General features: G+C 42.6%; 12 protein-coding genes. 3 read left to right on the top strand and 9 right to left on the bottom strand.

From position 1 onward, the window contains the following. The first annotated feature begins 1 nt into the window (after position 1). Positions 2-487 (top strand): dihydrofolate reductase, encoded by a 486-nt coding sequence (locus E1163_RS08520; protein ID WP_343033787.1) that lies wholly within the window; start codon positions 2-4, stop codon positions 485-487. A 31-nt stretch (positions 488-518) separates the two neighbouring features. Then, positions 519-1,313, top strand: coding sequence for an SDR family oxidoreductase (locus E1163_RS08515; protein WP_155171013.1), 795 nt, complete (start codon positions 519-521; stop codon positions 1,311-1,313). A gap of 23 nt (positions 1,314-1,336) precedes the next feature. Here the strand turns inward: E1163_RS08515 and E1163_RS08510 are convergent, their stop codons facing one another. From E1163_RS08510 to E1163_RS08490, 5 genes are all read right to left on the bottom strand, one after another. After that, on the bottom strand, positions 1,337-2,695 hold the full coding sequence (locus tag E1163_RS08510; protein WP_155171012.1) for an LA_2272 family surface repeat-containing protein: 1,359 nt from the start codon (positions 2,693-2,695) through the stop codon (positions 1,337-1,339). A gap of 108 nt (positions 2,696-2,803) precedes the next feature. After that, positions 2,804-4,222 (bottom strand): TolC family protein, encoded by a 1,419-nt coding sequence (locus E1163_RS08505; RefSeq protein ID WP_185156022.1) that lies wholly within the window; start codon positions 4,220-4,222, stop codon positions 2,804-2,806. Further along, the gene (locus E1163_RS08500; RefSeq protein WP_155171010.1) at positions 4,212-5,570 is read right to left on the bottom strand and encodes an HlyD family secretion protein; all 1,359 of its coding nucleotides are present in this window, start codon (positions 5,568-5,570) and stop codon (positions 4,212-4,214) included. The genes E1163_RS08505 and E1163_RS08500 overlap by 11 nt, the downstream gene beginning before the upstream one ends. A gap of 1 nt (position 5,571) precedes the next feature. Next, positions 5,572-7,746, bottom strand: a complete 2,175-nt coding sequence (locus tag E1163_RS08495; RefSeq protein WP_155171009.1) for a peptidase domain-containing ABC transporter — start codon at positions 7,744-7,746, stop codon at positions 5,572-5,574. Positions 7,747-7,761: 15 nt separating this feature from the next. Then, the gene (locus E1163_RS08490) at positions 7,762-8,466 is read right to left on the bottom strand and encodes a TetR/AcrR family transcriptional regulator (protein ID WP_246223568.1); all 705 of its coding nucleotides are present in this window, start codon (positions 8,464-8,466) and stop codon (positions 7,762-7,764) included. 148 nt (positions 8,467-8,614) lie between these two features. On the opposite strand from E1163_RS08490, the gene E1163_RS08485 reads away from it, so the two are divergent. Continuing rightward, entirely contained in the window at positions 8,615-9,364 is a 750-nt protein-coding gene (locus E1163_RS08485; RefSeq protein WP_155171008.1) for a sulfite exporter TauE/SafE family protein, read from the top strand. 54 nt (positions 9,365-9,418) lie between these two features. Here E1163_RS08485 and E1163_RS08480 read toward each other — a convergent pair whose 3' ends face one another. The 4 genes from E1163_RS08480 to E1163_RS08465 all read right to left on the bottom strand — a co-directional run. Then, positions 9,419-9,808 carry a VOC family protein gene (locus E1163_RS08480; protein WP_155171007.1) on the bottom strand — a complete coding sequence of 130 codons (390 nt, stop codon included), beginning with the start codon at positions 9,806-9,808 and terminating at the stop codon, positions 9,419-9,421. A gap of 27 nt (positions 9,809-9,835) precedes the next feature. After that, entirely contained in the window at positions 9,836-10,363 is a 528-nt protein-coding gene (locus E1163_RS08475; protein ID WP_155171006.1) for a hypothetical protein, read from the bottom strand. Positions 10,364-10,517: 154 nt separating this feature from the next. After that, positions 10,518-10,982 (bottom strand): MaoC family dehydratase, encoded by a 465-nt coding sequence (locus E1163_RS08470; protein ID WP_155171005.1) that lies wholly within the window; start codon positions 10,980-10,982, stop codon positions 10,518-10,520. A gap of 166 nt (positions 10,983-11,148) precedes the next feature. Beyond that, positions 11,149-12,555: aldehyde dehydrogenase family protein (locus E1163_RS08465; RefSeq protein WP_155171004.1), on the bottom strand; the 1,407-nt coding region annotated here is incomplete at its 5' end.

Below are 12,555 nucleotides of genomic sequence, written 5' to 3'. Positions count from 1 at the left end.
GATCGCTGCTGTTGCAGAGAACAACGTTATAGGCAAGGACAATGACCTTGTATGGAATTTACCGGATGACATGAAGTTTTTTATGACCAAGACCTCTGGCCACCATGTGGTTATGGGAAGAAAAAACTATGAGTCTATTCCACATAAATTCCGGCCACTGCCTAACCGAACGAATATTGTAATGACCCGGCAAAAAGGCCTTGAGATAGAAGGCGCACATGTGGTGCATAACCTGGAAGAGGCCCTCGAGCTGGCTGAGGCCAACCGTGAAGAAGAGGTTTTTATTATCGGAGGCGGCGAGATCTATAAACTAGGCCTCGATGTCGCCGACATTATGTACCTGACTGAAATCAAAGCGTCTTTTGAAGGTGATGCCTTCTTTCCTGAATTTGATCATTCGGCGTGGGAAGAAACGGAGCGTATCCCTCATGGCACGGATGACAAACATGCATATGCATTTGATTTCGTAACTTACAAAAGGAAATAATTCCCGGGATTGGCTGAACGATGTCAGAGCTATGAATATTAAGAATAAGGTAATCTGGATAACCGGGGCTTCGTCTGGCATTGGAGAAGCACTGGCCTATGCTTTGGCAAAAAAGGGTGCCCGGCTGATCCTTTCTTCCAGAAGAAGGGAAGAGCTTGAACGTGTGAGGACATCCTGTGAGGGCAAGGAAGAGCACATTCAAATCCTGCCGCTTGACCTCGGGCAGCGGGATACCTTGAAGTTGACTACCGAGGCTGCTATCCAGATGTTCGGCCATATCGATATTCTGATCAATAACGGTGGCATAAGCCAGCGCTCTTTGGCCAAGGATACTGATCCTGAGGTTGACCGGAGGCTCATGGAGGTCAATTACTTTGGAACTGTTGAGCTCACCAAGCATCTGTTGCCGCATTTCATAAACCGGAAAGAAGGCCACTATGTAGTAGTTACTAGCCTAGTCGGTAAATTCGGAACGCCGTACCGGTCAGGGTATAGTGCTTCAAAGCATGCCTTGCATGGCTTTTTTGATTCGTTGCGTGCTGAAATGTATAGCAGTAATATTAAGGTGACCATAGTTTGCCCGGGCTTCATTAGAACCAACGTTTCAGTAAACGCCCTCACTGAAAAAGGAGAAAAGCTTAACCAAATGGACAATGCACAGGCTCATGGTATGCCGGCAGATGTGTTTGCACGAAAGATGATCCGGGCGGTTGAATCAGGGAAAAACGAAGTTTATATTGGAGGAAGAGAAATCTATGGGGTATACCTCAAGAGGTTCCTGCCTGGACTGTTTGCCAGAATTGTACGAAAAGCCCGGGTCAGGTAAACTCAACAATACAAACAATCTTTCTAATGAAACATTACTCCAAAATGAAGCCCTGCCCACCGCTTAATGATTGTATCCTTTGACGTTGACTCTTCTGCCAAAAAAGTCTGTGCCACCTGGATATCCTTATTGGCCATCAGGATATTATAGGCCACCCCTCCAAACAAATAAAGATTAGATACTTTCTGATGCAAACGGCTACCAAAAGAGACTTTAAATCGCGAAAGCAGGTTGAGATTCTCATTAATCTCCTTGCCTTTATTATAGTGTAGCAGTTCAACACCTGTACTAACAAACATAAATTCATTCATGCCGGGTGTAGCAGATCGATTAAATACCATCCGGTGCAGCCCATAACCCAGAGCCCATTGCGTATGATCCCGCTCCAAAAAATCAGGGTTATAACCAAAAATTAACAGGTTTTGAATATAGACCCATTTATTAGCATCGAGTTTTCTAAAATTCTTGCCGGTTCCTGTTGAGATTACATAATTGGTTTTAAATAACTCATCTGCATAAAGCTGAATATTATATGATTGCCCAATATTTAGCAGACCAATAGAAGTTCCGTCCCGGGTATCGGCAGATTTACCTCCTCTGTAAAAATTAATTAACCCTAACTGTGTACCCTGCATCTGGCCTCCAAAATTTATCAATCCGATCTGAAAGCCATTCATTTTTGCTGCTCGGTTCACCAGACCTACTTGCAAACCTGTCGCTGAGGTTTTGTTTAGCGAATTCTTACCTTCTATTAATTGTGCGCTATTGATCATACCAAACTGGCCCCCCTGAAGTTTACCACCGGTAAAATTGAGGAGTGAAGCAATCTGAACGCCGTCCATAGCATTAACAGATGAATTATAGATACCGGCGACCTGCACCCCGAAGGAGTAATTTTTCACAACATTGGCCATACCTGCCATTTGCAGCCCAAACAAAGCATTGCCACACAAGTTTACTCCACCGGAGGCCTGAAGCCCGAAAACATTGGTAAGCGTAATGTTCGCAAGCCCTGAAAATTGCGCCCCTTGAAGATTAGCTTCAAATTCCTTTTCATACTTTTTCACCTCCTTAACTGACATTCTTGCAAAAGCATTACCCCCCGTTATATTAACAAGAGCGGCAAATTGAAGACCTCTGGTATAATCCGTATTTAAATTAGAAAACCCTCCTACTTCTATTAGCGCATTAGCTGCGGAATAGCCCGAGGTCAAATTGAGAGAAAAATAATTGATGTACCTTCCAGGGTGCAACCCATTGCTACCCAGTCCCGGAGCCACGGAAAACTGTACCAATCGCTTTTCATAACTGTGTTTTTGAGTGGGTTGAGAGAAAATCAAAGTACTATTTAAGAGAAGCAATAAAAGCAGGTAATTTTTCATTTTCAAAAGTTTAAATTCCCAACCCTCCTAATCAACCAGTATTGTTTAAATATTAATTACCCAACCATAACGTTATTATATATAAATTAATATTATTTAATTCAAAAATCATTTTAATGGAGTAGGTACCCCGGCTGACCAATACAAATAAGCTTCATTCTTTTTATAAGTTGTATTGAGCTTAAGCAGCTTACTTCTTGCTTCTATCAACTTATCCACCTGCAGGTTAAGCTTAAAAAGATCGCTCTCTCCATTTTGCAGGTTTAATCTCTCGGCCGCAACTATGGCATTATAACCGGCCACCATTTGCTGCTGATTTGTGGCAATTTGAATAGTATTGACCAACTGGTTGTAGTGGCTGTTAATCTCATTGATCAGCTCGCGTTCCCGAAAGTCACGCTCATAATTATTATCGCTGATTTTTAGCTCTACCTGATTTATTTTTGCCCGCTCCTTGCGCAGAAAAAGCGGAAATGAAAAGTTCAACCCAACTTTATAGTTGTTATCCAGACTTACATCGGTTTGATCTCCGTCGGCATTAAAAGGTTGGTCGAGCAGGTAATACCCCACGTCCAACCTGGGTTTCAGGTTTTCCCTTGCAAGCCGTTGATCTATTTGCAACACTTCATTTTTGAGCTCAAGCTTTCGTAGTTCCGGGTGGTTGGTCCTGGCCAAATCCAATAGTCTGGTGAGTTCCTCCTCTGATGTACCGGTTAGCATCACTACCTCCGGAATGGCACTATCCTGTAGTTCAAGTGGCATACCCGAGGCTGTCCACAAATGATTGGATAACTTCAAAGCGGCATTCATTCTTTCAACATCTGCCTGCTGAAACTCTATTTTTCTCTTTTGCCAGGTGATGAATGCCTGAACAGTATCAATGGCTGCCACTTCGCCATATTGAAACGCCATCCGTGTCCGGTCAAATATATCACTGGCGATGTCGATACCCTGCTCGGCCAGCCTGTAATTATTATAGGCATAATACCACTCCCAGTAATCCACTGATGCCGTAAGCAGGAGCTTATTGATAAGCTTTACCTGCTCGTACTCTGCCATCTCCTGAAAAACAAGCGCTTGCTTCACTACCGCCCTGCGCTCATCAATAAACAAACCTCTACCTACTGTTACAGACACCCCTCCATAAACCTGCCGATAGTCGGCAGTCTCTGAAATATATTTTTCGGGGTTAAGGTATTCTCCTGAGTTTTGTTCGATGCCGATCTCAGGGCTAACGGGAAACCAGACCGGTATTTTTAAAGCTCCTTTAAATGTGTTATAATATTCGGTATCCTTAAATGACTTTTTATTCCAGGTCACTTCTATTTTAGGATCAAAGCCTCCACGCGCCATTCTCAACTCCTGAACAGCCTGGTCGGATAACAGCCTCGCCTGCTTAACTATGGGATGGTTCTCCATAATCAACTGATGAAAGTCTGTATAGGAGAAAATAACACTATCCTCCGGCTGGGCAACCCCGGCAACCGGCATCAGGCAAAGCAGATAAATAAGGATATTATTTTTCATTCTTCTTCTCTTCTGGCTGTTCTGTTTGATTCTCGTAAAGACTTGGAGGGAAACCGTTGAGCTGTCGCCAGATTTCATACCAAAGCGGTACGTCATCAAGCATAATCCAGCCTTTAGCACCGGAGCCGAGCCGTACCTGCTCAGGCCACTCTTCATCGTTCGGGTCCGGCGTTACCAGTATTCTGAATTTCCCGTTTTTAGTATTTACACGGTCTATAACCTTCACTACACCGCCGAAAGTACCTACGGAAACACTCGGCCAACCTGAAAACTGCAAAGCCGGCCAGCCATCAAATTCCACCCTCACTTGCCTTCCTTTGGATATAAGGGGAATATCCATCGCTTTTACATAAAGCTCAACGGCCTTATCTAAAGACTCAGGGATAATAGAAACGACAGGCTCTCCTTCTTTGATGGTCTCTCCTATACCTGCTTTCAAAGCCTGTACAATATAGCCGCTCTGAGGTGCCTGCAGGTAGTACTGCTGACTTCGGATCTGCATGTTTGCAATTTCATTTTTTAGCTTGGCAATCTCAGCCTCTGACTCATACACTTCAGAAAGCGTGGCATTTCTGTCAGACTCTGCTTTATTAATTTTATCCTGATATTCTGCAGTTACTCCGGCTATATTAATTTTGGCATTGATCACCTCAGCTTTACTTTGCAAGAATTTATTTTCGGCTGACACGAGTTTCATTTTACTTTCCTGCAGCTTGGATTCGATATCCTGAAATTTGGTAAGCGCTATGTTTCCTGCCTCATAGAGGACCTTATTTCTCTCGTACTGGTTCTCAAAGTTGGCATACCTGACCTTTTCAGCCTGAAAATCCACACTGTCACTGGTCAACTTGAGTTTTGCCTGCAAAAACTTGTTCTTCGCCTGGTTCAGCTTTACATCCATGGCCTCTTTCAAAGCAATGATCTGGTCCCGCAAGGCATTTACCTTATCCCTTTTGGACTCCAAAGCATTTTCTTTTGCCGTAAGCTGTTCACTCAATCGCTCCAGAAGCTTAGGGTCAAAGTATTTGTCCTTGATCTCCGAGAGGGTCAGAATGGTATCTCCTTTTTCAACATATTCCCCTTCCATAACTTTCCACTCATTGATCCTTCCGGCTATTGCACTCTCTACAGTTTGAGGCCGGTTCTCCGGTGTAAGTGCAGTAACTTTACCTTCCCCCCTGATGTTTTGCTGCCAGGGCAAAAAGAGACAAATAACAAACAGTGCCATAAAGCCCAGTAACCATTTTGCAAGTACTTTTCCTGCATCCGGTGTTTTAAGGGTTTTGAGCGTGTACAGCTCATCTTCCTTCACTCGTTTTTTAATTGATATGGATGATAAATTCAACATCTTAGTTCAGAATATCTTTAAGTGCACCATTATTTACCAGCTCTTCAAATGATCCCTGAGCCGCTAGCCTGCCTTTACTTAACACAATTATCCTGTCACAGGCTGCCATTACGAGCGGGTCGTTAGACACCACCCACATCGTCCATGGATTTTCTGGCTGAATAAGCATGGTCATCAGCGCCATACGCTCCGGCCTGCTAAAGCCACTGAAAAAGTCGTTAAGGATAAGCAGGGACGGATGTTTAGCGAGGCACCTGGCCAGTATCAGCTTATTTACAAGACTGCTGGGCAACCCTTTTCCGCCACTGATCACGGGCGTATCCAATCCATGAGGCATGGCATTGACAGCATCGATCGCTCCTACCTTCTCAAGAGCCCATATGGCATCCTCCGGCTTAGCGTAAGGCTTGGCCAGCAGTACATTGTCCAGTATGGTGCCCTCAAATATGTCTTCCTGGGAAACGTTTTTCCCCACCCTGTCCCTGAGGTTATTCAGGTCAAGATCCCGCACTGAAAAGTTATTGATCGTAACCACTCCCTGAAACTCAGTCAGCAAACCAGAAATAACATTGGTCAGCACCGTTTTTCCGGAGCCACCGGTACCGGCAATACAAACCCTTTCCCCTTTTTTAACGAACAGGTCAATATCTTTCAGGGTGTAGTCATGGTTATCCGGAAATTTGTAAGACAATTCTTTAACCTTGATCTCAAACCCTGTATCAAAGCCTCTTGGAAAAGTTAGACCTCCACTGCGCTCCAAAGGCAGATCTGTAACCTGGGATATTTTATCCACTGCAGTAAGAACATCGTAGACCACATCCATATACATAATGATTTTCTCTACACTACTCACAATGAGGATTATAATTACCTCGGAGGCAACAAACTGACCAAGGGTAATTTCTCGCTGTACGACCAGAATAGTACCAATAATTAAAACCCCGCCGATAACCAATGCTTTAAAAAGGACGATAAATGAGTATTGCTGTACCAGTACATTAAAGTGCACTTTCCTGTATTTCAGGTAATTATTAGCATTTGTATCCGTGCGCTTCATAGGCAGACTGGTGTTACCTGACAATTTAAAACTATTGATGGTACGGGCAAGTTCTTCAAGCCAATGCACTACCTGATACTTATATTTGGATTCTTTCATCGACGATGCCAATCCTTTACTTCCGGTTGCATAGAAAATGCCGCCGAGTGTAGCCAGCAGGAAAAGCCCAAAGAAAACAAAGAACGGGTGGTAGAACGATAGCAAAAGCAACCCAAAAACAATCTGGATAACCCCTGAGGAAAGGTCAATCAATAGTTTTGGTAACCCCTTCTGAATAGTCAGGACATCAAAAAAACGGTTCATCAATTCAGGCGCATGATACTTCAAAAGTGCTTCTGCTTTAATGCGCGGGACGCGGAAAGCAAATTCGAAGGCGGCTTTAATGAATACACGGCGCTGCAGGTACTCCACAAGAGTTATCTGCATAACCTGAAGACCACCTCCTGCGAGTACTGCTATAATCACAAGTGTAATCAGCACATATACCGAACTGAAAAACACCCCTCCGGAGATTAACGAAACCACAGCCTGAATACCCAGGGGAAGTGACAAGCTGATAAGGCCTATAAATACAGCATATACATAGATATAGGAAATATCCTTTTTTTCCTCAGACAGTAACCGGATCAGCCTCTTAAATGGAGTAAACGGTTTAACTCTTTCTCCTTCATCAGGATCGTCACTAACCAGGCTTTTATAAGAGAAAACACCTAAAAAAACTACTTTCCCTGCCTGATCCTTGTACAACTCCGGCTGATTATCCACGGTTAGTAATTCCGGGTCTGCATTTTTCTCATCAATAATTTCAAAATACCTCTTCCCCTTCTTCTTGAAGAAAATCACTGGGTATTTATCCTTCCCTTTTACAACAAAAGCTACAATTGGGATTTCGACATCATTCAGAAAACCCGCAAACGAATCAGTAGAAAGCTGATTATCAAGATAAATGATCCTCAACCTGTTGCCTGCCTCAATAAGGTCACGTTTAAAGTCCTGCACATTATTGCTCTCGTAATCGCGATATGCATTGCTGAACTCCTGTAAGCTGCTTGCATCGAAATCCTGCTTGAGTAAAGCGGCTGATTTCTGAAGTGTATTTAAAATATGTTGATTATTCATATCAGGCTAATCAAATCAATTTAACTGGTCTTTGTCTATGGTTTTAAAAACTATGTCGGTCAGGAATCGCTTGTTCATATCATATATATTTTCATTGGTCCTGCCGATCTCTGTAAGGGAAGGGAGGTGATCTGAAAAAAACAACTGCTGATGAGCCGTCTGCATCAGGGTACTTACCAAAGTATGGGGAAATTCATAATCAGGGTTAACGAGTTTAACATATCCGGCTATTTTTTTGCACAATGATTTAAACCCAAGAAACAGGCCTTCTTTATTGTCATCATCCACTTGTTTGGTCAGGTAAGTTTTGTCCGATTCGGCTATTACAATCCTATACAGCGCTGCCTCATCAATAGATGGAAACAGGGGGTCCTTTTCCTTTTTTTGTGCCAATAGATCAATGGCTATTTTTAACTTTTCGGCGGGCGTAGTTATATTTTGGGTATTAAAGTCGATCCGGTATGCCAGCCAATTCCAGTACCAGGCAATCAGGTAAACCAACAAGCGGTGTTTGTTTTCAAAATACCTGTAAATAGAAGGTTCCGCAGACTCTATTCTGGCTGCAAGTTTTCTAAAAGTGAACTTTTCAAACCCCAGTTCATCGATCATTTCAATACTTACTTCCAGTATCCTCCTGCCCAGCTCTGTTTCCTGCGGATCACGCAGGTACAGGTTGCTGTTCATATCAAGTTTCAAGGTCGTCATTATCATTACTTCCATTTATGATAGTAATACTATCAATACCAATCATAATGCCTAACGTTGTACTTTAAAAAAGGTTTATTTTAATTGCTATTTTTCTTTAAGCAGCAAGTAATTCTGGTTTATTCTGGAATCTGATTAGTTTAGCGAAGTATAATTTTTCGCTATGGATATTCTTGACTTTGTTCTCCTTATTGGTACCGGATTAGTCGCGGGCTTCATTAATACTGTTGCCGGAGGTGGGTCACTGCTCAGCCTGCCCGTTTTAATATTTATGGGGCTACCTCCTGCAGTAGCCAATGCCTCAAACCGGGTCGCTATTTTCTCTCAGAACATATTCGGTGTCTTGGGTTTTAAATCCAAAGGCGTATCAGCATATCCATACAGTCTTTACCTGGGTATCTCGGCTTTCTTTGGGGCAATAATAGGTGCTAAAATTTCCGTCAACCTGAATGATGAACTTTTCAACAGGATCATTGCTATCATTATGGTGTTGGTAGTTCTGGCCACCGTTTTTAGCAAAAAAACCGTGGTCGGGGCAAGTGCAGAACGCACTGACAAAAAATCAACCATAATAGGGATCATTGTATTTTTCTTTGTGGGTATATACGGCGGGTTCATCCAGGCTGGTGTTGGTTTTCTCATTATGGCAGCACTTACCAGCATTAACCGGTTTACCCTTGTAAAAACCAATAGTGCCAAAGTGCTGGTCGTTTTTATCTATACGCTTTCGTCGCTGGGTGTTTTCATTATCGAAGGCGTTATCGACTGGTATTATGGCCTTACCCTGGCGGTTGGCAATTCCGCTGGCGCCTGGATCGGTAGCCGCTGGTCTGTCAAAAGTGGTGATAAGTGGATTAAACGGTTTCTTGTAGTAATGGTCATTGGGTTGGCTATTAAGCTATGGTTCTTTTAGTTAAGGTCGATGAGAGTGCCTTAAAAGCTATTGACTTTTAAAGCACCCTGTATATTAATCCAATTGAACCACTACTATCTCATTGCCGTATAGGTCGAAGCAATGAAAAAATTTATATTCTGGGGTAATCACGAGTTCTGTTTTCATTTTCACTCCATTGTCCTTTAACTTGTTATACAGTTCCTTAAGTGTATCGGTATAAATAACCAAAGCCGGCTGGCCCGCCGTTTGACTACCAATTCTCTCCTTTTCCTTTTTTCCATCCGCTTTTAAAAACCAGATCCCTAAGGCATCCGTTTTACCAGTACCTATATGTAAAAAGCGCTGACCTACATCTGTCGTAACATCGTGAAGGATATTGAACCCAAAATTTGATTGATAAAAATTAAGTGCCTGATCATAATCTTCTACCAGAATGACCATTCTTCCAATTTGATTTTTCATAGCTGTAATTGATTGATGTGAGATTTGTTATAATTTCAAATAGTTGGATTTTGCCTTTTCACTTAAAACCTGCCAGGCCATTTGATCCATAGGCCTTACCCAGTCATAGGCTACAGCCTGCCATTCTGCCTGACAGACATCCAATTCCAGGCCTTTTATATATTCCTCCCCGCAAACGATAATATCACCCCAGAAAGCCAACAGATAGCCTCCATGCTTTTGATGATACTCCATCGCAGATTGGTATTGTTTAAACCAGGAATGAACATATGGGACGAGGTGCGGCCGGTACAGGCAATCTTTCTCAACCACAAAATGCTTGAGGTCAGACCAGTTTTTAAAGCCTCTCTCCAAAGCTAATACCTGATAGGCATGTTTTAACTTTACATGCTTGCCTTGGGTTATCAGGGTATCGGCTTTATTGAAAAGGCTCGGAATTACCTTAAACCTTGATAAAGTCTCGGAGGTTTGTCTCGAATTATTTTTTAGGTCTTTGAGAAGAAAAGTGGCCTCAAGCTTTAGCTCATTTAGCCGGACAGGTTTTAAGTTGTGCATAATAATTTCCTAAAGTGCCACCTCCCACATCTGGCGGAAATTAAAATTAACAACCGTATTTATTATTGGCAAAGGGTGAGTTTATCTTTTGTGGGAATAGGCTGCCCTTCACAACCTATTCCAAACCTAATCATTTTTTGTTTATTATACAATGCTACTCAAAATGATACAAAAAGATCAGTGAACCTGAGAAAGCTGGTTTTTTGTTGTCCTTTATTTCCAGTTCGATGTCCAATTGTGCTTTTGTTACCCCTCGAAGATTAAGCAGTGACTGCAGTTTGGCCCTAAGCCTTACTTCGCTGTTTACCAAAACCGGCTGATTAAACTTTAATTTTTCGATGCCGTAGTTAATCATCATTTTAACGTTCTTGAACTCGGCAATTTGTTTCCACAGATATGGAGCAACGGCAAGGGTCAGGTACCCGTGTGCTATTGTGCTTTTAAAAGGGCTTTCGGTAGCGGCACGTTCAGGGTCAATATGGATCCACTGCGGATCAAGTGTAGCTTCAGCGAATTTATTGATTTGCTCCTGGGTGATTTTCAGGTAATCAGACACTCCTAACTCCTGTCCCAGGTATTTTTCAAACTCCTCAAAGCTACCAATTACAAGTTTGCTCATAGTTATGTTTATCGTTTCTTATGCTTGGTTTTAACGGACATAAAGATACAAATAGTGGCGGATTAAGGAACAAAAACCACAAGAAGCTGCACCCGGAGCAAAAAAACAAAAAGCCGGGACAGCACAACCTGCCCCGGCATATAGCTAAGTTTCAACTTAAATTCGATCAGACTTTTGCAGGCTCGCGATGGCCTACCCATGTAAATCTTTTAACCACATACTCCGGATTTGTGAATGATGCATTACCTGCTGGGTTTCCTCCTGTAACATGGAAGTCACTAAAGCCGGCGTTTTGATTCATATAAATACCTCCTACAAGATTAAAGGACACCGGCGTAGCAGCAAGAGCCATTTCGTCCGCTATTTTTTCCTTTACATCCGGATCATTGGTATAGGCACCACAGGAGATTGCACCATGGTTCAGGGCCATCTCTTTAGCCAACGCTATGGAATGATCGGTATCATTTGTTTTAATGAGCAAACCGATCGGCCCAAAGAGTTCCTTACTGAATTTTTCTTTATCGGTAGCATCTACTTCTATTAGTACCGGGGTTGAAATTCTCGCGTTTTTAAACATGGGATTTTCTATGCTGCGTGACTCCAGCCATACCTTTCCTCCTATCTTTTTGGCTTCATCTACCCGGTCACATGTTCTTTTATTTTGTATTGTACCTAACACAAACGGCCCTGCCTTTGGGTTATCCACCAATCCGTTAATATTATCTACAAGCTTTTGCGCAAATTCATCAAAACTCACCTTACCGTTGGGTGTATTAATACCGTCTTTAGGTATATAAAAGTTTTGTGGTGCGGTACACATTTGCCCTGAATACAATGTCAATGAAAAAGCCAGATTAGCAGCCACTTTGTCCACATCATCAACAGAGTCAATAATAGCAGAATTAACACCGGTTTTCTCTGTAAATACGGCTTTCCCTTCAAGTTTTTCAAGGTAACTTCCGAACTCCGAATTACCGGTAAAGTCAATGACCTTCACATCCTTATGCTCTGCCAGGTCTTTGGAGATCATTTTGTCGTAGCTATCAACAGCCAGTTGACAAATGTTAGGGGCAAGATTGTTTTCGACCAGTACTTTTTGAATTTCAGCCACAAAAATGGCGATAGGCAATACCGCTCCAGGGTGAGGCTTAACAAGAACAGGATTGCCGGTGATAAGGCTGGCATATATTCCCGGAACGGAATTCCATGTAGGGAAAGTAGAGCAACCTATTACAAGGCCTATGCCTTTAGGTACTGCACGCCATTCTTTGTCCAGCTTGATGTTGTATTTACCCATTGGTTTATCCCAAATAACACCACTTGGGAACCGCTTCAACTCTTCATAACCTGCTGCAACAGCCTCAAGTGCCCTGTCAGCCGCATGTGGTCCTGACGCCTGAAAAGCCATCATATATCCCTGGCCGGTGGTGTGCATTGTGGCATAGGCAATTTCAAAAAAACGGTCTTTTATCCTCTCTAATGATTCTATTAAAATCCCTGCCCTGTCCTCAACATCTATTTTTCTCCACTGGTGAAAAGCCTGTTTGGCATTTTCAATAAGCGTATCTACACT

This window comes from Fulvivirga kasyanovii (assembly GCF_009711405.1).
Classification (GTDB): domain Bacteria; phylum Bacteroidota; class Bacteroidia; order Cytophagales; family Cyclobacteriaceae; genus Fulvivirga; species Fulvivirga kasyanovii.
This window is presented reverse-complemented; position numbering and strand designations above follow the sequence as displayed.

Bases quoted from the DNA above. Each gene is read 5' to 3' on its own strand.
- E1163_RS08485 (WP_155171008.1), top strand. From the start codon at position 8,615: ATGGATATTCTTGACTTTGTTCTCCTTATTGGTACCGGATTAGTCGCG.
- E1163_RS08490 (WP_246223568.1), bottom strand. From the start codon at position 8,466: ATGGAAGTAATGATAATGACGACCTTGAAACTTGATATGAACAGCAAC.
- E1163_RS08500 (WP_155171010.1), bottom strand. From the start codon at position 5,570: ATGTTGAATTTATCATCCATATCAATTAAAAAACGAGTGAAGGAAGAT.
- E1163_RS08495 (WP_155171009.1), bottom strand. From the start codon at position 7,746: ATGAATAATCAACATATTTTAAATACACTTCAGAAATCAGCCGCTTTA.
- E1163_RS08480 (WP_155171007.1), bottom strand. From the start codon at position 9,808: ATGAAAAATCAAATTGGAAGAATGGTCATTCTGGTAGAAGATTATGAT.
- E1163_RS08510 (WP_155171012.1), bottom strand. From the start codon at position 2,695: ATGAAAAATTACCTGCTTTTATTGCTTCTCTTAAATAGTACTTTGATT.
- E1163_RS08475 (WP_155171006.1), bottom strand. From the start codon at position 10,363: ATGCACAACTTAAAACCTGTCCGGCTAAATGAGCTAAAGCTTGAGGCC.
- E1163_RS08470 (WP_155171005.1), bottom strand. From the start codon at position 10,982: ATGAGCAAACTTGTAATTGGTAGCTTTGAGGAGTTTGAAAAATACCTG.
- E1163_RS08515 (WP_155171013.1), top strand. From the start codon at position 519: ATGAATATTAAGAATAAGGTAATCTGGATAACCGGGGCTTCGTCTGGC.
- E1163_RS08505 (WP_185156022.1), bottom strand. From the start codon at position 4,222: ATGAAAAATAATATCCTTATTTATCTGCTTTGCCTGATGCCGGTTGCC.